This is a genomic window from Mesorhizobium sp. B2-8-5 (assembly GCF_006440675.2).
Lineage (GTDB): Bacteria > Pseudomonadota > Alphaproteobacteria > Rhizobiales > Rhizobiaceae > Mesorhizobium.
Window position 1 is genome coordinate 4,196,042 of sequence record NZ_CP083951.1, and the last position, 25,112, is coordinate 4,221,153.

Consider the following 25,112-nt stretch of genomic DNA (forward strand, 5'->3'; position numbering starts at 1 on the left):
AGCATGACCCAGTTTGTCGTTGTGGGTGCCGGGCTCCTCGGCACATCGATCGCCTATCGCCTCGCGGAACGAGGCCACTCCGTGACTATTGTTGAGCGCGACCATCCAGGCGCCGGCACCAGTGGTTCGAGCTTTGCCTGGACCAACTCGAACGAAAAGACCCCTTACAATTACCACCTGATCAATGCTCTGGGTATGCGCGCGCACCGGGAACTCGAAGACGAATTCGGCGCCCGTCCCTGGTTCCAGGGTGGCGGAGCGGTTGAATGGCGCTCGAACGCGCATGAGGCGCAAGAACTCGATGATCGCGTCGCTCGTTTGATTGGATGGAACTATGCCGCCGAATGGATTTCGGCGGACAGGCTACACAAGCTTGAGCCCGCCCTGGCTCGGGAGGCTTCAGGTGATGCGAAGATCGCCTATTTTGCCGACGAAGGCTGGATGGACCCCGGCGTCTACATCGAGTTCTTCCTCGGCAAGGCGCGCGACCTCGGGGCGAAATTGCGCCGCGAGAGCGTCACTGGCGTCGAGTTGAGCGGCGACAAGGTCACGGGCGTCGAGACGGCGTCAGGAACGACGATCGGTGCAGACGTGGTCGTCAACTGCACTGGCCGCTGGGCAAATGATCTGGGTCAGGACGTGCGCATGACCTTCCCGCTGGCTCCCACGATCGGCCTTCTCGTTGTGGCCGCCCCCGCCCAATCGGGTGTGCGGCGGGTGGTCCGCACGAGTGCAGTCAACCTCCGGCCCGATGGCGCGGCTCGGATCATGCTGCACAGCGAGCACGACGAACAAGGGTTCACGCTGGAAAGCAGTTCGGACGATACTTACCCCGCTGCTGTCGCGATGATCGAGCGCGCATCGCGCATCTATCCGGAGCTTGCAGGGGCCAGGCCCGAGGCAATGCGGCTGTCGCATCGCGCGATCCCAGGCGACGGCGTGTCGGCCGTCGGTCCGGTCCCGGAAGTAAGCGGCTACTATGCTGCTGTCACCCATAGCGGAGCGACGCTTGCGCCTTGGCTCGGACAAGTTGTTGCCGCCGAACTCGCGGGCGACGCGGACAACGATGCGCTCCAGGATTTTCGGCCGGCCCGGTTCTTCGGACGCCAAACCGACACATCCGCGTCCACTCGGAAGGCCCAGCATGTTTCGACGACTCCGGACCGATGATTTGACCACGACGATCTTCTTCGACGGACGGCCATTGCGGTGCCGGCCAGGCGACAGCGTTGCCGCGGCATTGCTGGCTGCAGGCATTGAGCGGTTCCGCACGACGCCGGTCAGTGGAACCGATCGCATGCCCCATTGCATGATCGGCAATTGCTTCGACTGCCTGGTCGAGATCGATGGGCAGGCCGACCAGCAGGCCTGCCTGGTGCCGGTTAGAGAAGGCTCCCAAGTGCGATCACAACTGGGCACGGGAAGGTTCGACGCAGCATGACCGATGCCCCGCGCACACACTGCGAGCTTGCCATTGTCGGCGGCGGCCCGGCAGGCCTGGCGGCCGCGGCACTCGCTGCGGAACTTGGCGTGGAAACAATACTGTTCGACGAGCAGCCAACGCCTGGCGGACAGATCTATCGGAACATAGAAGCTAACAGCCGCAAGCACGACGCATTGAGCAATATTCTCGGCGCCGACTACGCCAAGGGACTTGCGCTGGTGGAGCGGTTCCGCAGGAGCGGTGCCGCATACGAGCCCCTGAGCGCTGTCTGGCAGGTATCGGCTGCAGGCAAGCTCGGTGTATCGCGGAAGGGCCGAGCCTATCTGACGAGAGCCGGCAGGGTCATTCTGGCAACTGGCGCAATGGAGCGTCCGGTTCCGATTCCAGGATGGACGCTGCCCGGCGTCATGGGAGCAGGTGCGGCACAGACGCTTATGAAAGCGTCCGGCCTGGTGCCAGAAGAACCGACTGTGATCGCAGGTTCAGGGCCTCTTGCCTATCTCGTGGCGCTTCAGCTCATGAAAGCAGGCGCGCCGCTGAGTGCCGTCATCGACACATCGCAAAAAGGACTGTTCGAGACCGGATTCGCAGCGCTGCCAGTGCTATCGGGCTTTGGTCGCGATCTGCTGAAGGGCCTGTCCTGGATGGCTGCGTTGCGAAAGGCCCGCATCCCCGTCTTCAGTGGGCGCAACCTCGCGGTCGAGGGCATTTCGCGCGTGGAGGCCGTCAGCTTCGAAACTCGCGGCAAGCGGCAGCGGCTGTCGGCGTCGCTTCTACTTCTGCACGAGGGTGTGGTCCCCAACAACCAGATCACCGCAAGTCTACGCTGCAGGCATGTGTGGGACACCGCGCAGATGGCTTGGCGTCCCTGGACGGACGAGTGGGGTGCAACGAGCACGGAGTTGGTGGCCGTCGCTGGCGATGGCGCGGGTATCTCCGGCGCCAGAGCGGCGGCGCATCGTGGACGCCTGGCTGCACTTGATGCTGCCTGCCGCATCGGTCGCATTTCGCGGGCCGAACGCGACGAGCGCGCGCTTCCCGAGCGTCGGCATCTCCAGCGGGAGGCTCGGTTCCGTGCGTTCCTCGACAGCACCTACTGCCCCACCGAAGCTGTACGCCGGTTAGCCGACGAGGCAATCGCCTGCCGCTGCGAGGAGGTGACAGCTGGCGAGCTGCGCGCGTTCGTCGCCGAGGGCTTCACTGACATCAACCAGCTCAAGTCCTTCTCCAGATGCGGCATGGGTCAGTGCCAGGGCCGCATGTGCGGTGGCACTGTCGCCCGCGTCCTGGCGCAGAGCCTCGAAACTGACATGGAGACCGTCGGCTACTACCGGTTGCGCCCGCCGGTGAAGCCGCTGCCTGTCGCTCAGCTTGCCGAGCTCGGCAACGCCGAACGCGATTTGAGGCCGTCGCCATTGGGTGTCGACGGCGACCCGAGCCAGCGCGTTTGAGCGATGAGAAGCAGAAGCGACACAATGGGACGGATCGGGAAGCCGCAATGACCGCGACCGACGCAATCGTGATCGGCGGTGGCATCCACGGTTGCTGCACGGCGCTCCACCTCGCGCTGCGGGGCCTGCGTACACTCGTGCTGGAAAAAAACACCGTCGGTCGCCACGCCTCGGGCGTCAACGCGGGCGGCGTACGGCAATTGATGCGTCACCAAGCCGAAGTACCGTTATCCATAGCCGCAATGGACGCCTGGGAGCGCCTGGACGACCTGCTTGGTCCAGATCTGGCAAGAAACTGCGAATTCATCGGCGGTGTCGGGCAGATTGGCATCGCCGAAAGCGAAGCCGAGATGGAATGGTGCCATGCGCGGGTGGCCCAAATGCGCTCGCTCGGCCACGAGTTTGAGGAAGTGATCGACGCCAGAGAACTCAGGCGTCTGGTTCCTGCCGCAGCCGATATCTGCCGTGGCGGCATCATCTCGCGCCGGGACGGTCATGCCAATCCGTTCCGCACGACGCAATCATTTCGGCTGCGTGCCGAGCAGCTTGGCGTCCGCTTCATGGAGCGGACGCGCGTGACCGGGCTCGAGCAGGGCGACCGCTGCTGGACCGTAGTGACCGAGAGCGGCGTCTTCAGGGCCGATATTTTGATCAACTGCGGCGGAGCGTGGGCCTGGCAAGTCGCGGAAATGATCGGCGAGCACCTGCCCAGGACGCATTTTGCCTCGACGCTGATGGTGACGTCTCGCATGCCCCATTTCATCGACCCCGTGGTGATCGGCATCGACCGGATGCTTTCGTTCAAACAGACGGAAGCCGGCACAGTCGTCATCGGGGGAGGGGTTCTCGGCGATCCCGACCTGAATAGCGAGACGGCTGACACCGTTGCGGACCGAATGGTGGTGAGCGCCCAGACCGTCTGCGAATTTTTCCCGATCCTGCGCCGCGCGACCATCGTGCGAAGTTGGGCCGGTCTGGAAGCCCTGATGCCAGACGTCATACCGGTGATCGGTCCCAGTCAGGTCGCCCGCAATCTCTGGCACGCTTTCGGCTTTTCCGGGCACGGGTTCCAGCTCGGCCCTATCGTCGGCTCGGTCATTGCCGATCTGGTCGCCACTGGTGAAAATGCCATTCCGATAGCCGCGTTCAACCCGGGCCGCTTCTCGAGCAACGACATGCTGGCGACCACGTGCATTCCTGACCGCAAAGTCTCGCAGGAGGCTGGTCATGAATGATTTCGGGCTGATGACCGTCTTCAGCTTTGCACCCGGGGGCTGGGGTGCCGCCATGGCGGCTGCAAGCGCAATGACGGTCGCGGTGGCAATGGCAGGCTTCATCGCCGGAGCTATAATAGGCACGTTCGGGGCGTGGGCGAAGACTTCCGGAGGAAGGATCGTCCGCTCGGTCGCCGATGGCTACACGACGGTTCTGCGCGGCATTCCCGACCTTCTGGTTATATATCTTTTCTACTTCGGCTCCAGCGCCGTCCTGACACCCATCGGCCGGTTCTTTGGAGCCAATGGCTTCCTCAGCCTGCCGGCTTTTTTCGCCGGCTGCCTGGCGATTGCGATCGTGTCGGGCGCCTATCACACCGAAGTCTTCCGTGGGGCCTATCAGGTCGTAGCGCTTGGAGAGATCGATGCAGCCTACGCCACGGGCATGTCGCGAGCGCTCGCGTTCCGGCGCATCATCGCGCCGCTCACTCTGCGCTTCGCCTTGCCGGGCCTGGCAAACATCTGGCAGCTCGTTCTCAAGGAATCGTCGCTGATCTCGGTGACGGGGCTTGTCGAAATCCTGCGCCAGTCTCAGATCGGCGCGGGCTCGACCAAGCAGCCCTTCACCTTCTTTCTGGCGGCGGCGATCCTCTATCTGCTCATTTCCTCCGCCTCGGGATGGGTATTGCAGTTCGCCGAAAGGCACTTCACTCGCGGGCTCAGGAGGGGGTAATGGACTTTTCCTTCTTTCTCAGTGCCTTTCTTCGACTGCTGCCCGGCGTCCCGTTGACCCTGCAACTGGCTTTCGTATCGGTGGGGCTCGGAATGGTCCTTGCCCTCATCCTGGCTTTGCTGCGTCTATCAGGCATCCGCCCGTTCGAGTGGATCGCGCGCGCCTATATCTTCCTGTTTCGCTCGACGCCGCTGTTGGTCCAGATCTTTCTGATCTATTACGGCCTCAGTCAGTTCCCGACAGTTCGCTACAGTGTGCTATGGCCGATCCTGCGCCAGCCTTACTGGTGCGCCATCATCGCGCTTGCGCTGAACACGGCCGCCTATGGCAGCGAAATAATCCGAGGTGGCCTGCGTTCCGTGCCCGAAGGCCAGATAGAGGCCGCCCGTGCCTGTGGCATGAGCCGCATCACCGTGTTCCGGCGTATCGTGCTGCCCCTTGCCATCCGGCAGGCTCTTCCAGCCTACGGCAACGAAATCATCCTGATGGTGAAGGCGACGGCGCTGGCATCGGTGATCACCATGATGGAAACCACTGGCCTTGCTGCGAAGCTGATTTCCGAGAGCTACCGCGCGGTCGAAGTCTTCGTCGTCGCGGGAAGCATCTATCTGATTATCAACTACGTCATAACGCGCGTCATCCATCTCTTGGAATACTGGCTGACGCCGCATCTGAGATCTGTATCGACACCGGTCGTCATCGAGAGAGAGGATGCAGCATGAGCCTGCCGCAACAACAGCACGAGCCGGCAGATGAGATAGTGCCAGCCGTCCGCATCCGCGATCTACGAAAAGCTTACGGGGCTTTCGAAGTGCTCAAAGGCGTTTCGCTCGACGCCAACGATGGGGATGTCGTCTCGATCCTTGGATCCTCGGGCTCCGGCAAGTCCACGATGTTGCGTTGCATCAACATGTTGGAAACTCCGACCGGAGGGGAAGTCTCGATAGGTGGCGAGACCATCCGGATGAAGCAGACGAAAGGCGGCCCGAAGCCCGCCGACCGGGCGCAGGTAGACCGCCTGCGCGCCCATGTCGGCATGGTCTTTCAGAGCTTTAATCTGTGGTCGCACAAGACGGTGCTGGAGAACGTGATCGAGGCCCCGCTCCACGTCCAGGGCCGTTCACGCGCTGAATGTGTCGAGGAGGCCAAGGAGCTGTTGGCGAAGGTCGGCATCGCCGACAAGATCAATCATTATCCGATCCATCTTTCGGGCGGTCAGCAGCAGCGTGCCGCCATCGCGCGAGCGCTCGGTCAACGCCCCCGCGTGATGCTGTTCGATGAACCGACCTCCGCCCTCGACCCCGAGCTTGTCGGCGAGGTGCTGAAAGTGATGCGGGCGCTGGCGGAAGAGGGGCGCACGATGCTGGTGGTCACGCACGAGATGGGCTTTGCCCGGGACGTGTCGAGCAAGGTCGTCTTTCTTCACAAGGGAGTTGTTGAAGAGGAGGGGCGACCCGACGAAGTTTTCAGCTCAAGTCGCTCTGAACGCCTTCGCCAGTTCTTGACGCGATAACAGCAAAGACGCTCGCGTTCAGTTAGGCGTCCGGTCAAACTGCTGGACAAATTTGATCATCGGAGCCATTCGCTCGCCATCGGGGGTTCGAGACGGGAGACCGCTATGTCGCGAAACCCACTATCGAAAAAGCATTCTTTTGCTATCGCAGACACGTCGAGCCTCGATATCGGCCCATGCCCTCTGAGGATCCTTACGCGTGATACCAACCGTTCAATGTGAATCGACCATCGGAAAAAGCCCGCGAAGGGCAGACGAATGGCAGGAACAGCGCCACCCAGAACGACTTCTGCGTTCTCGCGAATTCAAACTGGGGCCTCTGTGCGGCCTACCATTGTTGACACGCCGGACGCCCATGCGCAGAAAAGTCCTGGGCATGGGAGGACATCTGCGCATGGCGAATCGGGAATTGAATGCTGAGTTCCTGCTCAACCTTGGCTTCGTCGACGTTGGAAGGTGGCAACCGAACGGCGGCTACATCGCCTACCATCTCGATGGCGAAGACGCCGCGGCGAACGAAGTCCTGCTGGACGCCAGGAACGCACTATACGCTTTCGTGAAGGGCGACCAGGTGCTCTACATTGGGAAAACCGCTCGTTCGATCCGGAAACGCTATGTCGGCTATTGCCGCCCGGGTATACGTCAGGCCACCAACCAACGTTGCCATCGCAACATCAAGACGTCCATCGAACAAGGCACCGAGATCCGCATCTTCGCATTCGCGCCTATCACGCATCTCCGCTATGCAGATTTCGAGATCAATCTGGCGGCCGGACTGGAAGACAGCCTGATCGGAGAATTTCAGCCGCCATGGAACGGTAAGGACAAGGACCAGCCAATAACCGAAGACGCCGAGCGGGAGGAGGCGGAAGAGTCCGAGGTCGAGGCACCTGCCGCCCCACCCGCCTCGGATATTCAGCAGGAGCCGAAGGCATCCTCCCCTGCTCCGGCGTCTTTCTCGATCACACTAGGGCAGACGTACTACAACAAGGGTTTCCTCAATCCCGGTGTCGAAGTGAGCCGTTTCCTTGGGAAAGATGGCGACCCGATCCGCGTGCTGCTCGGCGACACCAGCAATATTGTCATCTCGAAAATCAATCGGGCAGCCAACAGTTCCGGTGCCGTGCGGGTCGTCGGCTCAAACCAGCAGATCGCCCGGTGGTTTCAGGACAACTTCCGGGAGGGCGACACCGTGCATGGCCGGGTCATCGATCCCCACACGATCAAGCTGATCGCTGGGAAGACATCATGACATATGCGGTCTTCAAGATGTGGGACCAGGCTCGTCAATCATTGATCAGGCGGCACGAGTTCTACGTCTCGGAGGCACGCAAGCGATTGCTATCCCAATTTGAGAACATGGAGACCGAAGCAGACGAAGCCGCCGAAAAATGGCTTGAAGAGAGCGGCCAGAACTTCGACCCGGATCATCATGACGCCGGCGACTTCTGTGAACGGGCGCATGAAGTAGGCATCGAGTTCTACGGCCTCCTGGAGGAAATGCAGGGAAACACCCGCCTGAGCGTTGTCGCTGGAATGTTTCACGAATGGGACAAGCAGCTACGGGAGTGGCTGGCTCGTGAAATCGAACGCTCGATCCCTGGAGGAAACGCTGCGGCGAAAATCTGGTCTGCAAATTTCGATCAGATCATCGACCTGCTGGAGAGCTTTGTCTGGCTTATCACGAACACTGACTATTTCAGAAAACTGGACGCTTGCCGGCTGGTCGTCAACGTCTACAAGCACGGCAAAGGAGTTCTCTCGAGGATCTGAAGACTCGGTTCTCGGAATATCTGCCTGATCCGTACAGCGAATCCGGTCACGCCCTTTGGACAACGGATTTTCGTGACCACCCATGTCAAGGTGAGCGACGAACAGTTGCAGGGATTCTCAGACGCTGTCGTGGCATTCTGGCTGGCCGTGCCCGAGGACATCTACGACACGCAGATCGGTGAGGTGCCGGATTGGTTTGGCAAGGCCGTGCAGAAGGATCAGGACGCCCGAAATCAGCAGCGCACAAAAAGGGATTGAACCGCTCGGGTTTGGGCAATCTCATGGCTGGTCGGCGGTCGTGACGGCGAATATGCGCTGGCCTTCATGGACGATGTAAAGCACCGTCTTGCCAATCGCGTCCAGCTTACGACCGATGGTCACCGCGCCTATCTCAATGCGGTCGATGAAGCCTTTGGAGTGGACATCGATTACGCGATGCTGATCAAGCAGTATGGCGAGCCGGAAGGCAAAGCAGTGCCACAGGAACGCCGCTACAGCCCCGCCTTCTGCACTGGCGCGGTCAAGACCCGGATTGAAGGCTCGCCCGATCTGGCGCATGTCAGCACGTCGCACGTGGCCCGCAATCGCCATAAACGGGGCACTTTTAAGTGTGAACCGGTGCTTGGCTTTTGGATATTTCTTGCCGGTGAACTCGAAGAAAGCGCTTGCCGGAATCAGGCAGCGACAGCTGTCGGCGAAGCTCCGCCCATCTGACCGGAAGTTGAATATCGGCCCGCCTTTGCCCGAGGGCGGAAAGCTGAAATTCATTTGAATCCGCCTGCAGCAGGTCTGTCTGTTGCGTCGGGATCCCGAGTTCCAGGTCCTGCATCATCTTGCAGTATTCGGCCCAGCGGATGTGTTGTTCATAGTCATTGCACATGACCGTCAGCTTAGCGACTTTTCGTCGTTTTTCGAGGGCGGATCGCGCGCCCCTGACGGGGCCGGGCTGTCGGCGAAGCTGATGCCCCGCCTGCGACGGGGCTTCACCCATACGGGCTTCCACCCTGACGCGAGATCGGTCACGCCGACCTCCCTTCCTGCCGCAGCGAAGCTACTACTAAGGGCCCTAAGGCTCATTCTCAGGTTTGACATGTGAATTTGGACTCACGCCCCAGTCCCTGAAAAGTGTGGAAACCGATCTACAAAATTTCGCGTTTCGCCATTAGGGACCAAAAACTTTGCCGACCACACCTGCCAAGTCCATTCGAAGCGAATGCGTGAAATTAAAAATATTCCTAACCCACTGATATTGCCTCCAGCTTTGAAGGGTTTGGTGAACCTCTGCAGCATAGGAACGTGCATACGAATATCCCATGCGCCCACACGACATCCTGCGACTTCCACTGCCAGTAAACGAGACTTAATAAAAAACACTAGACATGCAACAGTACATCATTCAGCATAGCTCACTGACCCGTCGGATGACATGAGGGCTGACAGATGTTTGGCTTGCGTATTGCTAAGGTTTGTCGGATCGTCGCAATCGTGGGACTCGTGGCAGTTAATCAAAGCCACGCATCCGAGATGTCCTGCACCAATATTCCGATATGCGACGTGGTTTTTTCTGCAAGTAAAAATCTGCTTGGTCAGAGCGTGACGTCTGGTTTCCCGGAGACCGTACTCTCGCGTGAGATAGTGTCGATAAAACCAGTTACCGTCCCGGACTTTCTACTCGATGACCCGCAATTCGTCTCACGGTTGAAAAATTTCGACAAGACCCTCGCGAAAAAGTCTGAAATCGACAACGCGTCGGGCGAAGACCTTTGGGCTGCTGTGGGTGCGTTCGCGAAGCGCGTTTTGCCGCGCCAGATAACTCCACAACCAGGAGATGGTGAAAGTGATTTCAAGGCGGCGAAAGCGCTGCTCGTGGACAGCGCAGGAAAGCCGACAAAACTTTATCTCGACTATAAAGCTTACGAGGACAAGCACAAGGAAGCGGCAGCTCGGCTTCTTGCCGAAAAAAACGAGTCTTCGCAAAGCTTAATACGCATTGAGATCGCGCAGATTGACAGAGATTGGGAGTTATTTGGCAATAAGGTACAGGTTGATGCTGCGCTCTCCGTAATAGAAAGTTTCAAAAGTCCTGAGGACGTTATTTCCGACTTTACTAATATTCTTGGTAGCAAACCCATCTCCGTCGGCCAGTCTTTGAACGCTGCCGCTTCGGCAACCGATTGGATAAATTTCGGCATTTCTTCAAATGAGATTGCCGATATCGAGATTCAACTGCGAGGGGTGAAAACGACCTCAGCCGTATCGCCACGCAGTGTGACTTTTTCGGCCAGGATCGTTAGTCTGGACAGAGACCGCCTATACCAACCATTTCTTTTGCAAAAAGATTGGACGACCAACGATGGCACATTGCTGTCGGCTGGGGGCGAAGATGGAAAACCGGCCGCGGTCGGAATGTATGTGAGCGGGCTCGTGGTTGTGAAGAATGTCGAAATTTTTTCGGAAACCACAATTTCGAGTGGTTCCTACACAGAGATTGTCGGCTTAGGTGCAGGCGCCACGATGTCGGCCCAATCAAATTACCTTATTTCTCCGAATTTACGAATCATTGGCGTAGTCATCGAGACGCTCAAACGGTTACCAAGCAACAATTAGAGCTGCGAGGCGAGGGAATGCGATTTTCGTGTGTAAGTGCGGGACGCCTCGCGTCTCTGTCTTTGGCGGTGCTTGCGACTTCATTAAGCGCAGCACAGGCGATTGACTCGATAACGCCGGAGCAGGCGCAGGCGATGCTTACCGACAGCATTAGACGACTGATTGCACCTGAGCTACCAAAAGAGAGTTGGATAAGCTTGACGCTTGTGGGCGGTGTGGCCTCGCCCAACGACGCATCAACAATTCATCAGTGGGCAAATTCATGCCCAGAACCATCGCCGTTTATCGCGTCTCTCGTGCCGCGACGCCCGCTGTCCGGAATTTACCGGAAAATGATAAGTAGCGCGGTCGGGCCGATCAGAGAGGATACCGAGGAGATACTGGCCGCCAAGGCAATAGTTAATAGTGATCGTTACAAAGCGTTTGTTGAGAAGGAGAAGAATTACAATATTGCATATGCGAAGCTTGTAAGCAGATCAAATGATGACAATAAGGTGCAATTACTTACCGATCTAGATCTCGCCGACCGAGAGTGGCTGCTGTTCGGAAACAAGGCGGAGGTCAGCGCGGCAGTAGCATTGCTGCAAGCAAACCTACAACTTCAAGCAATCAATGCCCAGCGAGTGAGCGTGCTTAACGCCTTTTTAGCGGAAGGAACATCTGCCAAAAAGTATGTATCTGGCTCATTTGTGGCGCCCCCAAGCGAAATTGGCCCGCCTGTCAGCGAGTGGGGGCTCCCTGACGGATGGGTCAACCTCTCTTATTCCAGTCAGTCCACTTCCGAAGAGGTAGTGACGAAGACGACGGCTAGGCGCGGTGGAGGGGGTGTAAGCCTTGGCTTCGTCACGTTCGGCGGCAGCGGCGGCGGCTCAAATACGGAAGTCACGCGCGTATCTAAAGTCCGCAAGCTGTCGTATTCGTTTGCCATAAAACGCGTCGGAATTAGGAGACCTTGGCTAGATACAGAAGTATTTTTTGAGCCGCGCAATTGGGCCTGGACTAAAAAACCGAATACTCCGGTTCGACCGTATGTCGCTGTTGGGCTTAATGGTGATGATTTGCCTCAGGCTAGTCCGACCCCAGAATACGATAACGTCACTGTCGCATGTAGCCTGCTTCCGTCCGATTTTATAATCGCGAAAGATATTGTTATTGAGGCAACCGTCTCGGAGGACGACTTTAAACAGTTCGAGGAAGGGTCCAACGCCAGTGGCGGCGCGGTACTATTCGGGATTATAGGTGGTGCGGGGGGAGGCAGTTCATCCTTCTCCGATGTAAAAAAGGAGGGGGATGCGGTGTCCTTCAAAATAAGCAGCACCGGCACGTCAGTTATTGGACTGATATCATATGTCCTTCCGAAGCTTCCCGACCCCAACAAACTTGATAAGTGGCCCGCTAGCGCCTGGATCGAGGATAAATGAGATGCGCACTATTGCAGTTCTCATTCTCTCTTTCCTTGTGTACCTCAGAGTGTGCCCTGACGCGAGCGCGGACCCATTTAAGGATGAGCTCATACACAAGCTTGCCCATGAAATACTTGGATCTGATTCGTTCTTTCGGAAGGTGGGCGACGGTGGATGGCGAGGAATAGCACTTGCTCCGGCGGGAGCGTCGATTGAGCCCCTAGTGCAGGCCTATTCGGGGCAGCCGGGGGACGTATTTGATCTAGTGGTCAACAACGAGGTGTTTGGGCGCACTATCTCGATAGAGAATGGAGTCGTATTCTTTAAGGGCACAACGATTGCTGACGCGTGGCGGCGGATCTTAGATGCTAGCGCGCCGTACCAGGCCTTGCTTAAGGATCGAACCCTTCCGGTTCCTGTCATGCAGTGGTTGTTTCGACCCGTTACAAGACAGGCAAAAATCATCTACACGCGGGAACCCTCGCGCTACGTCCTAAGATACCGCGAATATGAGAAGAAGCATCTTGCTCTGATGCGGTCGCGGAACGACGGCATTTGGAAACTTCTGCCCGGTTTTAGTCAGTATGCCACTTTTTCGGACGCCGAAAGTGCGATTTCAGAAGAATGGATTAAATCGGGTTACAAGGCGGAGGTCGAATCTGCATACTCCGTTTTCCTGCAGAAAGGAAATCCTGCCGAGTGGAACAGCTGGTTTATCGCGAATGAGCGGTTTAAAAACAATATGGAGGTAATCCATATTAATCAGAGTTCGCCTCTAACATACTTGCTGCCTCCGCCGGCCTCTTGGTCAACGGTCTCAAGCTGGGTTCGCATGGTCCTTAAGGTACCTAGTCTTTCAGGGGAGTTTCGGTTCCAGCTAGCTAGGGTCAAGATATTGCGTCCTTGGTTCGATGTTGACGCGTTGCTGGATCATCGGATCGGGTTGAACGTAGGTCCGGCAGATGTAGTGGTCAGCACGGACATACCCGAGGAAGCTGGATATGCTGGCAACGGGATTCTGCCAGGATTTGTTGAGGAGCTGTTACTTGTGAGAGATATCCACTTTGTGGGAGACCAAGAACAGGTGCCGACAGACCACCCCCTTGCTAAATACGCGTATCCAGACAGCATAAATCTGCTGGGGTATGTTGTGTACACCATGCCTCAGATTAGGTCTGATGCAATAAAGGCTCCTGACGACGGTTCGGTCTTGGCTTCACCCTCAGCTAAGGAAGCCCCGTAGAGGCAATCTATACGCCTCCATGATCGGATCTGGTAGCGGCGTCCTCAGGCTCTACAGTTTTGATCTATGGTTGGCCGCGCGGGCGAGGCGTTGCTACTGCGAACTCTTTAAGAACGTCGAGTGTTGGTTCAAGTTCATCGGAGTTGCAGACCGTTGGCTTTCCGCATTCGTTCATTGAGGAGAACTCCCCAATATTCGACGCCCGCGTAAGAATCATAGTGGTGTCGACGGATGTTTAAGGAACAGCGGGGAGTAATCTCCCTGCGCCAGCATTGGTTGTGGATAGAGGAGGCCGAACCGCCATGATGATCTATAGTGGTTGGCAGTTGTGCTTGATATTGGCTTGTTTATCGATCTCGGACATTGCTAGGGCAGAGACGGTGTCGTTGACCATCGAGACGCGGATTAAGGAAAAGACCTTGTCCTTTGAAGCGGGTATCAAGTCAACGCAAACGGTCGTGGTCGACTTCTCCATGGGGTCCGTGTCCAGTAGCTTCACGACCGGCGTGACGAGTATCGGGGTAAGTGAGTTGAAGAGCATTCGCGACGCGTTTTCGGTCGATAATGTGGCAATCAGTAAAACTGCTGCAGGTTTCGACGCGGTCGGTCAGACCGCGTCTGGGGTCGGTTTTATGCCGAACATCGACTACAAATTCGCTATCACGGTCGATGTCAGCTCACGTGAGGTTGTCTTTAGTGGTTGTCATGACGGCTACCCGAGCTATAAGATTTTCGTAAACGGCAATGTCGTTTATGACTTTGATCAGGAACTCCTCGTCGCTTTGTTCGGATCGTGCGACACGAAGGTGCAACCGACGACAGTGAAGTTCTGATGTTGCGGCGGCAAATCGTATTTTAAGTGTCCCGCATGAATGTAATTAAGTGCGTGGTGAAGAACCCCGATACTGGCAAACGCGTCTCCAGGCCAAATCCGAAGGACCAGTGGCAGACGAAAGAAGTTCCGCATTTGCGCATTATCGATGAAGAAGTTTGGCAGAAGGCACAGGCACTCAAAGTCGCGAGGGTGAATGCATGCTCTCATTTCAAGCGCCGCCCGGCACACCTGTTATCCGGTCTGCTTCGTTGTGGCATCTGCGGGGCGGGCATGTCGGTTCACGATCGTGATAAGACGGGCAAAACGCGTATCAGGTGCTCCGCAGTGCGTGAAAGCGGGAGCTGTTCCAACCGGCGCATTATTTACCTACCCGAGATCGAGAAGGCCGTCCTCGATGGCATGCGCCAGCAGTTGAAAGCGCCCGACCTGATCGAGGCATACATCCGCAAATACAACCAAGAGCGCCGAGAATTGGCAGCACAGGCGAACTCGTTGCGTACAGCGCTGGAAGGCAAGCGCGATCGGGTAGAAGGCGAACGTCAGCGGACGATCGACCTCGTGATTAGGAGCGTGATCGCTGAAGAGGATGCCAAGCAGCGGATCGCAGAACTCAAGGCACAGCTTTCTCTGATCGAGGCACAACTCTGCAGTCTCGATGAGCCATTTTCTCATCGGGCTTGAAGTGAACAATCTCCATCACCGATGATTGGTGGAATTCACATTAGCTCACGCTAAATAAACACTTTGCCTTCGACCGCGATCTGACGCATCCTGTCCCTTGATAGAAGAGGGAGGATACCGATGATAAGACTAGCTTCCACTCTCCCCGCAGCCCTGGCGTGCTTGATTGCTTCTCCGTCTCTGGCTCAGGATAAAGCGGTCGGGTCCTCGAAAGCCGTTGAGCGGATAGTCTATCCGTATCCAGCCGCCGGTGTTCAAATTGGCCAAGGCTGGGACAGTTTTGGCGAGCGGGGTACGGCCTCTTTTTGTGTTAGCGTGGATGAGGCCAAGCTTGAACACAGTAGCTTTGAGTCAAGCGTCGAACAGATTCAGAGCACATTTTCGTTCGTGAAGAAAACAACTTCCTCAGTCAGTGCTGCTTACAACGGCGGCGGCGGTTTTGGTGGATCCGCTAGTGCCTCCTCAAGTAAGGAGATAAGGATAAACTCAGACGATCAAAATTTTCTGTTTACGTTTGTCTCGTCGTCCGGAAGTACTTTTGCTGTTCCATCAGGAACATATGACAGACACATATCCGTTGAAGATTTGGAATTTTCTAAATCTATCGATTCTGCCACGGCCGAAGAACGACTGGTGTCTAGACTTGACTCCCTTCCGCTCCAGGTCAAAGGCGGATCCTTCACCTTTTCCGATCAGGCTCAAGCGCTTCTGAACGAAATGAGTGGCGACGATGTGGGAAAGAAGCGTGTTGCAAGTGAACGGTTTAGGCAACTGTGTGGCGACGGTTTTGTGGCGGCTATCCACCGTGGCGCGCGATTGCATTTGCTCTTGACCCAGAAGGTGAGGTCTAGATCACAAAAAGAGAGCCTCACAGCGGCGGTAAGCGCCTCTGGGTACGGGGCCTCTGGTGGAGGTTCATTTTCGAGCAGTACTAAAAAATTGGAAGCAACTGATAAGCTAAGCTATACCATTTTACAGGAGGGCGGCGTTCCCGAGCAGGTAAGGGCGACGATCGGCCCCCCAACTGCTGGTAAAGTTTTCGATATCAACGACATCATACCACCTCCGGAAAACTTGCTACTAAATCCTACCGCTTTTAGCGTAGACATCCTCCCGTATAGTGCAATCGTTGGCCCCGCGATTGACCAGTCGCTCGTGGCGTCTCCGAATGATTTGTTTCTGGTCGGCGACTATTACATTGTCCTACGGGACCTGTTCGATCTAGCCGGCGAGGCGGTTGAAATTGCGGCGTCTTCGGATACCTACATCAATAATTCTGTTTACGCCAAGGACATGCTCGGAATCTACGGTGGGGCGAACGAATTTTCACGTCTCCATGACCAGATTCAGAGCGACATGATGTTCCTGGAGAGGTTGATTGAGCAATGTTACAGAGAAAGAACGGGCTGCAAGTTAGAGACAGCATTGCAAGGGGTCGAGAGCGATTTAAAGGAAGAAGCAATCGAATCTAAGACCTTAGATAGCGGAGTGGACGCTGCGATAAAAATATTGTCAACCGCTAGGATTGAGGACAATTTGAAAGATGCAACCAGTGGCAAAGAGATTCGCAATACGCAGGTTAGTGATGCGTTAAATGAAGCTATCCAGCGCAAACCTGAGGCGACCGTTGGTGACGCGCTCGCTTATCTGAAGGACGTTTCTGAGACACTCAGGAGATATAGAGCTCGAACCTCGGAGTATAGTTCATTTATAGACGACAAAGGAGAGCTATCGAGCCAATTCTATCTTCGGTTTTATCACTATGCGGCGAACTTGCCGCTTCCGAAGGATTCCTACGACGACTACAAGGCGACGATAGGAAAATTGGTGTTTCCGTTCGTTAAGCCTGAGAATAAGGCCCAGCAGGAAAAAGTTAAGAATGATTTCAAGGCTGCCGCCGATGCGGCGACTGATGACCTTCGCAAAGCGATTTTGCGCGAGCGGCTTTTGCCATGGAAAGAGTTCTTCTGCAAAGAACTAAAAAGTGCTCCGCTTTGTGTGCCCGATGCCGTTCTTCTGAGTATCGCGACCCCTGTGGTAAACACTGACGATTTTACAATCAAGCCGCGAGCCCGGACGTTGCCGATAGGCAAGTTCGACCTCCGTTTGGACCGGTTTATGATCCGATGAAACCTCGCTTCAACGCTCTCGCGTTTGACATAAGAAGGGTTGCCATCCGTAGTGTTCTCGCCGTATGCCTGACTATTGCGTGGTTCGATCGCACCTTGGCAGCGAACAGCATGGATCTGGTGGCGGCCCCTGCCGTGGAGGCCTTGAAGGCTAAATCTGATGAGGCCCTTGAGCACTTGCCAACCCCTGCGCTGGAGCCTAGTGGGCTGCCCGAGTATGCGCGAACACCTTATCTATGTTCGACTAATCGGATCATCAAGCTATTCGTGCCGCGGGAGAAATGGTCTGCAAAGGTGAACATAGTCAGAGATGTTTCCTTTGGATTTGCGTCGGTCAATCAAACGTTGCCATTTGTTGAGTGGGTAGAGATCGATAAGACCCAACGGGATTACGCAAGGAACGCGTTAAAGGCTTTGCTTGAAGACGTTGTCGAGCATCAGACACTTCTTTCCAGACTTTCACTAGGCGCGGGGGCGACGGCCGCTGCTGGTGCCCAATTCAGAATGAAGGAGGTTGCCTTAGGTGCGGGGATCTTTGGGCTGTTTGTGACATGGATGCGATCCGACGAGGGGGCCACCGCGTTTTTCGCAGAAGTGAGATCGAATGCACCTAAGATTATCAACGGATTAGGGGAGGGTACTCGCGTCTATAGAGTGCTGATTGACCTGAGCGCAGGCGGGAAGCGGACCTTTTTGCGAGACTCTCGCGTTCTTGTGAATCCAGACGGGACTGCACTTGAACTTGAAAGATGCCTCTACATACTAAAGCGGGGGCGACTTCCGTAAGCCGTCTGCTGCGTAGATTGTTGAGCCATGCTTCGCCCCTGCATTTGGCGCACTCGCCTGGAGCCCGGTTTCATGCGAATCCTCGATTGCGTGCTTGGGGTGGGCTGGATCCGTGAGGTCATTAGATCGCTCAAGCGGCTGATTTCCACCGAAAACATTGCCCGTCAGGACGGAAGCATGGTTCGCCATCACTCGCGATATCATCAGGCGCAGAGCGGCGCTCGCGTCTAATCATTGTCTTACCAAGGAAGCGACTTTCTAAGCGGGTGTTTTTACTATAACATTAGCGACATCTGAAATTATAAACGGAGGGGCTGCGGCCATGCCTCGGCAATGGATAATTGTTGCGCCACTACAAATTGCACTGATTGCTCTTGTCTATGGACTTGCACCCCCACCTGCCTTCGCAAAATGCGGTATTGTCGAGCCATGCCAGCTCAAGCCCCTTAAAAAACAGCTAGATAAGGCGGGAAAACAGTTAGATAAGGCTGGTCAAGCCGCAGCGAAGGCTGCAAGCAAAGCAAAGCGCGACGCTGCGATTGCGGCGAGCAAAGCAAAGCGCGACGCTGCGATTGCGGCGAGCAAAGCAAAGCGCGACGCAGCGATTGCGGCGAGCAAAGCAAAAAAAGACGCTGCGATTGCAGCTAAGAAAGCAGCGCAAGACGCTGCGAATGCTACCAAGACTGCCGTCCAAGCTGTGGCCGATGCGCTTAACGAGCTTCAAGCAAACGTTTTAACCGGCCCCGCGCTGGAGCATGCCATTCGGGCTTCGCGCAACTCTGCCATTAAGGGTTCAATGCCAATTCCTCCAGAAATTCAGAAGCGACTGAAAGGATACTCAACCAAGGATTCCATGAAAGTGGTCCGCTACAAGATAAAGGACAAAGGTTTCGTCAATCTTGCACGGCTGCTTGAACAAGGTGGGTTCGCAGACGCCGTCACATTAATTGATGTTGTCGTCTTTCGGGGTCCCGGCGAAGCGGCCGATCCGTCTATTTGGGCTCATGAACTAAAGCATGTCGAGCAGTATCAAGCTTGGGGAGTACGCAGATTCGCAATACGATATGCTCGAAACTCAGGTAGCGTAGAAAATCCGGCCTATGCAAAAGGAAACGGTTTTCTGGCTTGGCAAAGGTCGAAGGGTCAATAGCCTCGATTGAAAGTCGACGTGCTCAGCCACTGTCGTATGAAGCCCGAACTACGGCTCTTAACGAAAATCCTGCAGCGAAGCGTGCCGCAAGTCTTCCTTGCCGCGCAGCTGCTTCACGCCGCCCATGATGCCCAGATAAGGGAGTCGGGTATTTCTTCATCCACTATATCATCCAAAGAAAATGGCAATGAATGTGGGGTGAATAGTGTAGTTGCAAGAACATCGCCTTGACCGGGATCAAAGGAGTGCCGCAACTGATTGAACCGGTTGGCCAAGCGCGCAACGACTACGACATCTTCAGTGACCTTGCCGGCCACCTTGGCTTCCAGGAGCAGTTCACGGAGGGCCGCGATATTCGTGGGTGGATCGAGCATGCTTACGACGGATGTCGCGCGAAGGCTCGGGTGCACAATGTAGAGTTGCCTGAGTTCTCAAGATTCTGGAGGGAGGGCTTCATCGAGGTGCCGTCGCCGGAGGACGACTTCATTCTGTTCGGCGATTTCCGTGCCGACCCCGTGGCCAACCCACTTCGAACGCCATCAGGGCGCATAGAAATCTTCAGTGAGACTATTGCGGGCTTCGGCTATGACAATTGCCCTGGCCATCCGGTCTGGTTGCCGCCGAAGGAATGGCACTCGGCAAAAGCCGCCGAGCGGTTTCCGCTTCACCTAATCTCAAATCAGCCTTCGACGCGACTTCATAGCCAGCTGGACGACGCAAAGCTGAGCCGCGGTTCGAAAGTGGCCGGGCGTGAGCCTATTCTGATCAACAGCATCGATGCTGCTTCCCGACTGATCGAAAATGGCGACACCGTGCGGGTCTTTAATGACCGTGGCGCATGTCTGGCTGGCGCAGTGCTTTCGAGCGACGTCATGGAGGGTGTTGTGCAACTGGCGTCAGGCGCCTGGTACCACCCTGAAGCGTACGCGGCACCGGGCTCGCTTGATCTTCATGGAAATCCAAACATGCTCACGCGCGACGAAGGAACGTCATTCCTCGGACAGGGGCCTGCTCAGTCTGCTCTCGTAGAGGTCGAGAGATTCCTTGGTGAAAGACAGGCAGGCGATTTCCAGATGCCCCAGGTTAAGGCAGGTTTTTAAGTATAGTTGCCGCCACCCCGGTTGCAGTTCGTTCGTGAATTGGGCTCACCAGCACGTAGGGATGGCCAGCGTTCCAGCTGGGCGAGGACGGTGGCGACACCAACGGCAATGCGTCGAATCGATCGCAAGGACCTGAGCTGCAATTCTCTTAGTGAGGCCTAACGAGGCTACCAAGGTGACGGTGCCATGGGATCATCTTCCCCGAGCCTTGGATCGCCGCCGCTGTATCGGTCGCCGATACTTCCTACACGGCAAACAGGCCGGAAAGGTCGAGACTAGCCTGCAGGAGGCCGGCAGTCACAGGATTCTCCTCCGATACCATCGGCGAACTTGCCGCGTACAAGATTGCAAATCAAAGCGTGAAGTCTGCCAAAAGGTCGGTTCAAACGAAACTCCAAGGCCCTCATTCCGACCTCGCAGAGCACAGTCCACCCATGCCCGCAAGCGCCGTCGTATGGTTCTACAATTCGCGCTCGACTTGGGTACCTGGAAGCTTTCAAATTTTCTGGGTTGCGCCTCAGCCGAATTGCGCGCGCTTATGAAGGAAGTTGGCGGGTATGGATCCGCAGTGGTGTAAACTTGATCGCAGCGCTTACTTGGTGGTTCGTGTCGGAAGAGCGCTACCGCCTTTCCCCCCACTCGGAGAGCATGCGATATTTTCTACAGTGTCGGGCGTGATGGGCGTGTCTCGGTGCTGCACAAACCGTAGGGAATGAGCGAGTCCGGCTCGAAAAGCTATCCCGACGCGAACGGCAGCTTTGCGCCTCATTCTAGCCCTTCAGACGGCGAAACGCCGATCCTGAAAGCTGCCACACGTTGAGGTCAATTTCAGGGGCGATCGCCGAGCGCTCAGCGCTACTTTCGGCGGGTTTGAGGGCGCCCAGACGAAGGTACGTCAGTTCCCCAAGAAGGAGTTGGTGTGGCCTCGCGGCCAAAGGAGGATTTGCAATTAGACTCGCCAACGCAAAACCTACAAGTATAGTTGGCTACCGATTGGGGATGAGGCGACCGATTGCACTCAGAGACAAAAGCAAAACTTCTCGCGTCAATGCACGCGGGACGACTAGTGATTGTTTGTGGCGCTGGCCTTTCTATGGCAGCGCCCAGCAACCTTCCCGCTGCATGGCGTGTCGCTGAGGCAAGCTTCGACAAGTACGTGCTCGAAACGGACCCTGCTTGCGATCCGGCGATGCGCCACGACCTTGAAGCTTTTGCGCAGTACTTCGTCGACCTTCACGCACTGCAGTCTGTATTCATCGAAAGTCTCGTGCCGTGGCAAATGTTTGTGAAACCGCCCAACTCGGGCCATGCTGCAGTAGCCGATTTCCTTGTCACGCGAGCGGCCACAGCAGCCCTGTCCGGCAACTACGACACGTTGATTGAGCAGTCCGCGGTTGCGAACGGCTTTGACTTTCAAAACTCGTTGGATGGAGACGAGGCGACCACTCGGTCCCGCACTCAGGGTCCGTTGTTGAAATTTCATGGATGCGCGACGCGTGACCGGCTGGCGACCGTGTGGGCACCGTCGCAGTTGGCTGATCCGCCCATCGCCCAGCGCATTGCAAAGAGCAAAACGTGGATGGCTGCAAACCTCCGGCAGAAGGACCTGCTGGTCGTCGGTTTCTGGTCCGACTGGGACTATTTGAACACCCTCTTGGGAACTGTCCTCGACGGACTTGCTCCACTCTCCGTCACGGTAATCGACTTAGCGGATGCAGCTGCTCTTCAAGCTAAAGCTCCTGATCTATGGGCCCTAGCCCACGGCCCGCAGGTGGAGTTCACGCATGTGCAGCAATCAGGGGCAGACGCGCTGTCTGAGCTTCGACAGGCGTTTTCCCGGAACTACCTTCGCGGGGTACTTGCAGCTGGTAAGTCGGCATTTGAGGCGTCGACCGGAGCGGCCTGCGATCCGGTTTGGCTGGAGCCACCGGACTTCGAGAACGAGACGCTTTACAATTGGCGGCGCGACGCCGAAGGCGTACCTGCGGGGCAGCCAGCTAACAGGTCGAAGCCGAGCCAATGCGAGATCTGCGGGGTGTTCCATTTGCTGCTTAGGCAAGCCGGAGCGACCCCAACTGCTCTCGGCTACGAGCTGGCGGGCCGATCTATCAGGGTCGTAAATGGCGCCGGTGCGGTTCTCAACCAGCTTCGATCCAAATATGTTGAAGCGCCTGTAGTTGCCTCGACCGATATTGTCGTGGCAGCCGGCGCAACTAACCTACCTGTACCAGGAAGCATCGTTCGGCCCGGGGCCGCCGGTAGCTTCATCCGCCCAGCGGGGATGGGGGCCTGGTACGACCTTGACGGGGCGCGGACGGAGTTGGGTATCTGATGGACATTGGCACGCAGTCCGAGATCATACTTCGCGAGGTTGGTTACGAGACCTGGCCATGGACCGGAACGTCGCCGCCGGTCATTTGCTTTGAAAGTGCTACCGTTATCGGTTTTGTACACGTCTTTGGCACTGCCAGAGAGCTACTAGACACCTGGGAGGCGGCCCAGCAACGGGTACTGGCACGACACGCGCCTGCGCTTCGGGCGGCCGGCACCAAGGCTTGGAATGTTTACTCAGTCTTCCTGACCTCCGAATTTGCGCAATCCCTTCAGCGGCAAGTCGAGAAGTTGGAAGAGAATTTTGCACTCACCCGGAAAATTGCACGCACTGCGATCCAAACGACCGAAGACCTGACGAACGTTCTGATGCCTTTAGGTCCGATCAAGGCCCGGCCCCTTCTCGAACACACTGACATCGCCGATAGACTGCGGGTTCGCGCAAAGGACATTCCGGTCGAAGCGTTGACTGCCTTCTTGGCCAACCAGCGGCCAGAGGACGTTGCCGAGATATTGGGGAGCCCAGCATGAGGCTTGACTACGTTGAAGTTTGCGGTTTTCGCGGTTTTCGCGAGAAGGTCCGTGTCGACTTCGGCCTGGGCTTCACCGTCATCACTGGGCGCAACGGGGTAGGGAAAAGCACACTTTGCGACGCAGTCGAATTCGCCATTCTCGGCGAAATCGCCAAATACGGAATAGAGACGGCCGCAAAAGAGACCGTTCGCGACTATATTTGGTGGCGGGGTGATGGCTCGCCGAGCAACCACTACGTGACCGTGGCCTTCGTCGATTGCGACGGCAAACAGTTCTCCATCACTCGAACACGCGACGGTGGCGCCGACAAGACGCCGGTCGAGATCGAAGCCCAACTATGCCAGGGCGCCATACCGGAAGAACCGCTCAAACAGCTCTGCAAAACCTCGGTTATCAGGGATGAGTGGATCGCAAGCCTCAGTCTCGATCTAAGTGAAACGCAACGGTTCGACCTGGTTCGCGCCGCTCTTGGGTCAGTCGAAGGTGCAGGCCTCGCGGCGAAAGCGAAGGCTGTGGTTACGATCACGGAGGCGGCATGCGATCGCGCTGAAGCATCTTACGAACAAGCCCGGACAGTGCTGCAAGGCGGGCTCGTGCAACTGTCGGAGGCAAACGACGCCGCGAAACGGAGCAGCGATATCTCCGCGGCGATGGCAGTGCTCGATCGGGTCATTCCGTCGACGCAAGGAGAACTTGCGCAGAGGATAGACCTCGCGCAACGTACTCTGCCTGATCGGCGGCGGCGGCTCGAAGGTCTCGGCCTTGCCGCGTTTGAAGGGCATGAAGTCGCAGCGCTCCAGAGCGCGTTCAATTCACCAGAAGAGCTGGTGCGCAGGGAGCGCGCAAAGGCGGCACTGGAAACCGCACAGTCAAACTTTGATCGCCTGCAGTCTGAGGTGGATGTGGCGCGGCGCGCCTATGACCTTGAGGCGACGGCAAACGAAATCGCCGGTTCGTTGTCCATCCTCGTCGAACACGGAGAGGCGCTGGGACTTCATAACGAGCGTTGTCCGCTCTGTGCGGCAATGAGAACAAACGAGGAATTTGATGCAGGCATCCGAAGCGCCCGGGCGCGGATCGACCAGCTTGCCGCACGCGTGAATTTGGCGCGGGACAATCTCGCGAAGATCCGCGAGGCAGCCGGCCAGGCTGAAGATCAACTTGCCGAGGCGGAACTAGGCTGGGACGTCTATGAGCAAAAGCTGGGGACCCTTCGCGCACGGGAAGCGGCTCATATCGAAATCTTCGAACGCTATGGGTTGAATACAGTCAACGCTGCAAACCCGAGCGCGCTTGACCAGGAGGTGCTGGAGGAGAGCGAGCAATTGGTCGAGCTCGAGCGCTCGCTTAACGCTTTGTCGACCTCGCGGTCCGTCGATACATTGACATCTGTTGACGCTCGAGTGTCCCTTCTTCGGCGACAAGCCGACGCTGCCGCGGACGAACTTTCACGAGCTCAGAGCGCGGTGGCATCAGCCAAATCGCTGGAAAAGAGCGTTCGGCGATCGGCGGCAGAAATCGTGGACGAACGGCTTGCCAGCATCAGCCCGCTGCTGAATGAGATCTACCAGCGGCTGCGCCCACACGCGAACTGGCGCAGCATCGACTACAGCATCCGGGGAGACGTCCGACGCTTCCTCAGTCTTAAGGTGGGCGACGATCTCAATCCCCAATTCGTTTTCAGCAGCGGGCAGAGGCGAGCGGCGGGTCTCGCTTTCCTTTTGTCAGTCCACTTGGCGAGGCCGTGGTCCCGTTGGGAAACACTTATGTTGGACGATCCGGTTCAACACATCGACGATTTCAGGGCTCTGCAACTCGTCGAAGTTCTCTCTTCGCTCCGACAACGTGGTCGCCAAATTGTCGTGGCAGTCGAGGATGAAGCGCTCGCCGATTTGCTGTGCCGACGGATGCTCAGCACGCCTGAGCAAGTTGGGCGTCGGTACGCGATTGACTTTAACGAGCGCGGGGCGGCTGATGTGATTGGGCGGCTCGAAATTCCGCCGATGGCCACAGGGATCCTTCGTCAATTTGACGGTGTCCAGGCAACTGCTTGATCTGATCCTTGGCAAAGATGCCGGTACAGTTGCATCGGTAGGGCTTGGTTCTTGCCGTTGAACTATGTTCCGGCCCTAGCGGATATCGCTGAGCCGGGCGATCCGCCGGCGTTCAAGACGCGCCTGAGGCA

At 56.8% G+C, this 25,112-nt stretch carries 22 protein-coding genes and 2 pseudogenes; 23 read left to right on the forward strand and 1 reads right to left on the reverse strand.

The features are described 5' to 3' along the window. Window positions 1-3: 3 nt before the first annotated feature. The 11 genes and pseudogenes from FJ430_RS20380 to FJ430_RS20430 form a co-directional block, all read left to right on the forward strand. Window positions 4-1,170, forward strand: a complete 1,167-nt coding sequence (locus FJ430_RS20380; RefSeq protein WP_140709766.1) for an NAD(P)/FAD-dependent oxidoreductase — start codon at window positions 4-6, stop codon at window positions 1,168-1,170. Beyond that, window positions 1,145-1,441: a (2Fe-2S)-binding protein gene (locus FJ430_RS20385; protein WP_140709768.1), complete on the forward strand. Its 297-nt coding sequence runs from the start codon at window positions 1,145-1,147 to the stop codon at window positions 1,439-1,441. The genes FJ430_RS20380 and FJ430_RS20385 overlap by 26 nt, the downstream gene beginning before the upstream one ends. Further along, window positions 1,438-2,895: an NAD(P)/FAD-dependent oxidoreductase gene (locus tag FJ430_RS20390; RefSeq protein ID WP_140709770.1), complete on the forward strand. Its 1,458-nt coding sequence runs from the start codon at window positions 1,438-1,440 to the stop codon at window positions 2,893-2,895. The genes FJ430_RS20385 and FJ430_RS20390 overlap by 4 nt, the downstream gene beginning before the upstream one ends. A gap of 47 nt (window positions 2,896-2,942) precedes the next feature. Next, window positions 2,943-4,130 (forward strand): NAD(P)/FAD-dependent oxidoreductase, encoded by a 1,188-nt coding sequence (locus FJ430_RS20395; RefSeq protein ID WP_140709772.1) that lies wholly within the window; start codon window positions 2,943-2,945, stop codon window positions 4,128-4,130. Continuing rightward, window positions 4,123-4,842 (forward strand): ABC transporter permease, encoded by a 720-nt coding sequence (locus FJ430_RS20400; protein WP_140709774.1) that lies wholly within the window; start codon window positions 4,123-4,125, stop codon window positions 4,840-4,842. The genes FJ430_RS20395 and FJ430_RS20400 overlap by 8 nt, the downstream gene beginning before the upstream one ends. Beyond that, window positions 4,842-5,564 carry an ABC transporter permease gene (locus tag FJ430_RS20405; protein ID WP_140709776.1) on the forward strand — a complete coding sequence of 241 codons (723 nt, stop codon included), beginning with the start codon at window positions 4,842-4,844 and terminating at the stop codon, window positions 5,562-5,564. The genes FJ430_RS20400 and FJ430_RS20405 overlap by 1 nt, the downstream gene beginning before the upstream one ends. Further along, complete coding sequence (locus tag FJ430_RS20410; RefSeq protein WP_140709778.1) at window positions 5,561-6,355, forward strand: ABC transporter ATP-binding protein; 795 nt, start codon at window positions 5,561-5,563, stop codon at window positions 6,353-6,355. Before FJ430_RS20405 ends, FJ430_RS20410 begins: the two co-directional genes overlap by 4 nt. Before the next feature lie 394 nt (window positions 6,356-6,749). Then, entirely contained in the window at window positions 6,750-7,607 is an 858-nt protein-coding gene (locus FJ430_RS20415; RefSeq protein WP_226891801.1) for a GIY-YIG nuclease family protein, read from the forward strand. Continuing rightward, window positions 7,604-8,128: a hypothetical protein gene (locus FJ430_RS20420; RefSeq protein ID WP_226891803.1), complete on the forward strand. Its 525-nt coding sequence runs from the start codon at window positions 7,604-7,606 to the stop codon at window positions 8,126-8,128. The genes FJ430_RS20415 and FJ430_RS20420 overlap by 4 nt, the downstream gene beginning before the upstream one ends. Window positions 8,129-8,200: 72 nt before the next feature. Beyond that, window positions 8,201-8,386 (forward strand): hypothetical protein, encoded by a 186-nt coding sequence (locus FJ430_RS20425; RefSeq protein ID WP_226891805.1) that lies wholly within the window; start codon window positions 8,201-8,203, stop codon window positions 8,384-8,386. 18 nt (window positions 8,387-8,404) lie between these two features. Further along, window positions 8,405-8,710 (forward strand): annotated as a pseudogene (locus FJ430_RS20430) (IS1 family transposase); the annotation flags it as partial. Here FJ430_RS20430 and FJ430_RS20435 read toward each other — a convergent pair. Next, a pseudogene (locus tag FJ430_RS20435) lies at window positions 8,690-9,008 on the reverse strand (SOS response-associated peptidase); the annotation flags it as partial. The pseudogenes FJ430_RS20430 and FJ430_RS20435 sit on opposite strands and share 21 nt — an antisense overlap. Before the next feature lie 560 nt (window positions 9,009-9,568). Between FJ430_RS20435 and FJ430_RS20440 the strand changes: the two are divergent. The 12 genes from FJ430_RS20440 to FJ430_RS20495 all read left to right on the forward strand — a co-directional run bounded on the left by FJ430_RS20440 (window position 9,569) and on the right by FJ430_RS20495 (window position 24,981). Then, window positions 9,569-10,735 (forward strand): hypothetical protein, encoded by a 1,167-nt coding sequence (locus FJ430_RS20440; protein WP_140709780.1) that lies wholly within the window; start codon window positions 9,569-9,571, stop codon window positions 10,733-10,735. A 62-nt stretch (window positions 10,736-10,797) separates the two neighbouring features. After that, the gene (locus FJ430_RS20445; RefSeq protein ID WP_140709782.1) at window positions 10,798-12,156 is read left to right on the forward strand and encodes a hypothetical protein; all 1,359 of its coding nucleotides are present in this window, start codon (window positions 10,798-10,800) and stop codon (window positions 12,154-12,156) included. A 1-nt stretch (window position 12,157) separates the two neighbouring features. Beyond that, a complete protein-coding gene (locus FJ430_RS20450) occupies window positions 12,158-13,381 on the forward strand; it encodes a hypothetical protein (protein WP_140709784.1) in 1,224 nt (407 codons plus the stop codon). Window positions 13,382-13,683: 302 nt separating this feature from the next. Further along, window positions 13,684-14,214: a hypothetical protein gene (locus FJ430_RS20455; RefSeq protein ID WP_140709786.1), complete on the forward strand. Its 531-nt coding sequence runs from the start codon at window positions 13,684-13,686 to the stop codon at window positions 14,212-14,214. A gap of 35 nt (window positions 14,215-14,249) precedes the next feature. Next, complete coding sequence (locus tag FJ430_RS20460) at window positions 14,250-14,897, forward strand: recombinase zinc beta ribbon domain-containing protein (protein ID WP_140709791.1); 648 nt, start codon at window positions 14,250-14,252, stop codon at window positions 14,895-14,897. Between the two features lie 120 nt (window positions 14,898-15,017). Then, window positions 15,018-17,027, forward strand: a complete 2,010-nt coding sequence (locus FJ430_RS20465; RefSeq protein WP_140709796.1) for a hypothetical protein — start codon at window positions 15,018-15,020, stop codon at window positions 17,025-17,027. A 110-nt stretch (window positions 17,028-17,137) separates the two neighbouring features. Next, complete coding sequence (locus FJ430_RS20470) at window positions 17,138-17,812, forward strand: hypothetical protein (protein ID WP_181175547.1); 675 nt, start codon at window positions 17,138-17,140, stop codon at window positions 17,810-17,812. Between the two features lie 322 nt (window positions 17,813-18,134). Continuing rightward, window positions 18,135-18,962, forward strand: a complete 828-nt coding sequence (locus FJ430_RS20475) for a DUF4157 domain-containing protein (protein ID WP_140709804.1) — start codon at window positions 18,135-18,137, stop codon at window positions 18,960-18,962. A gap of 227 nt (window positions 18,963-19,189) precedes the next feature. Continuing rightward, window positions 19,190-20,062: a molybdopterin dinucleotide binding domain-containing protein gene (locus FJ430_RS20480; RefSeq protein WP_210242112.1), complete on the forward strand. Its 873-nt coding sequence runs from the start codon at window positions 19,190-19,192 to the stop codon at window positions 20,060-20,062. A gap of 1,093 nt (window positions 20,063-21,155) precedes the next feature. Beyond that, window positions 21,156-22,394, forward strand: a complete 1,239-nt coding sequence (locus FJ430_RS20485; protein WP_210242113.1) for an SIR2 family protein — start codon at window positions 21,156-21,158, stop codon at window positions 22,392-22,394. Continuing rightward, entirely contained in the window at window positions 22,394-22,924 is a 531-nt protein-coding gene (locus tag FJ430_RS20490; protein WP_140709810.1) for a hypothetical protein, read from the forward strand. Before FJ430_RS20485 ends, FJ430_RS20490 begins: the two co-directional genes overlap by 1 nt. Then, window positions 22,921-24,981, forward strand: a complete 2,061-nt coding sequence (locus tag FJ430_RS20495; RefSeq protein ID WP_140709826.1) for an AAA family ATPase — start codon at window positions 22,921-22,923, stop codon at window positions 24,979-24,981. The genes FJ430_RS20490 and FJ430_RS20495 overlap by 4 nt, the downstream gene beginning before the upstream one ends. Window positions 24,982-25,112 lie beyond the last annotated feature (131 nt).

Bases quoted from the DNA above. Each gene is read 5' to 3' on its own strand.
- FJ430_RS20485 (WP_210242113.1), top strand. From the start codon at position 21,156: ATGGCAGCGCCCAGCAACCTTCCCGCTGCATGGCGTGTCGCTGAGGCA.
- FJ430_RS20390 (WP_140709770.1), top strand. From the start codon at position 1,438: ATGACCGATGCCCCGCGCACACACTGCGAGCTTGCCATTGTCGGCGGC.
- FJ430_RS20440 (WP_140709780.1), top strand. From the start codon at position 9,569: ATGTTTGGCTTGCGTATTGCTAAGGTTTGTCGGATCGTCGCAATCGTG.
- FJ430_RS20470 (WP_181175547.1), top strand. From the start codon at position 17,138: ATGGATCTGGTGGCGGCCCCTGCCGTGGAGGCCTTGAAGGCTAAATCT.
- FJ430_RS20410 (WP_140709778.1), top strand. From the start codon at position 5,561: ATGAGCCTGCCGCAACAACAGCACGAGCCGGCAGATGAGATAGTGCCA.
- FJ430_RS20460 (WP_140709791.1), top strand. From the start codon at position 14,250: ATGAATGTAATTAAGTGCGTGGTGAAGAACCCCGATACTGGCAAACGC.
- FJ430_RS20380 (WP_140709766.1), top strand. From the start codon at position 4: ATGACCCAGTTTGTCGTTGTGGGTGCCGGGCTCCTCGGCACATCGATC.
- FJ430_RS20385 (WP_140709768.1), top strand. From the start codon at position 1,145: ATGTTTCGACGACTCCGGACCGATGATTTGACCACGACGATCTTCTTC.
- FJ430_RS20400 (WP_140709774.1), top strand. From the start codon at position 4,123: ATGAATGATTTCGGGCTGATGACCGTCTTCAGCTTTGCACCCGGGGGC.
- FJ430_RS20465 (WP_140709796.1), top strand. From the start codon at position 15,018: ATGATAAGACTAGCTTCCACTCTCCCCGCAGCCCTGGCGTGCTTGATT.
- FJ430_RS20415 (WP_226891801.1), top strand. From the start codon at position 6,750: ATGGCGAATCGGGAATTGAATGCTGAGTTCCTGCTCAACCTTGGCTTC.
- FJ430_RS20490 (WP_140709810.1), top strand. From the start codon at position 22,394: ATGGACATTGGCACGCAGTCCGAGATCATACTTCGCGAGGTTGGTTAC.
- FJ430_RS20395 (WP_140709772.1), top strand. From the start codon at position 2,943: ATGACCGCGACCGACGCAATCGTGATCGGCGGTGGCATCCACGGTTGC.
- FJ430_RS20450 (WP_140709784.1), top strand. From the start codon at position 12,158: ATGCGCACTATTGCAGTTCTCATTCTCTCTTTCCTTGTGTACCTCAGA.
- FJ430_RS20420 (WP_226891803.1), top strand. From the start codon at position 7,604: ATGACATATGCGGTCTTCAAGATGTGGGACCAGGCTCGTCAATCATTG.
- FJ430_RS20475 (WP_140709804.1), top strand. From the start codon at position 18,135: ATGCCTCGGCAATGGATAATTGTTGCGCCACTACAAATTGCACTGATT.
- FJ430_RS20455 (WP_140709786.1), top strand. From the start codon at position 13,684: ATGATGATCTATAGTGGTTGGCAGTTGTGCTTGATATTGGCTTGTTTA.
- FJ430_RS20495 (WP_140709826.1), top strand. From the start codon at position 22,921: ATGAGGCTTGACTACGTTGAAGTTTGCGGTTTTCGCGGTTTTCGCGAG.
- FJ430_RS20405 (WP_140709776.1), top strand. From the start codon at position 4,842: ATGGACTTTTCCTTCTTTCTCAGTGCCTTTCTTCGACTGCTGCCCGGC.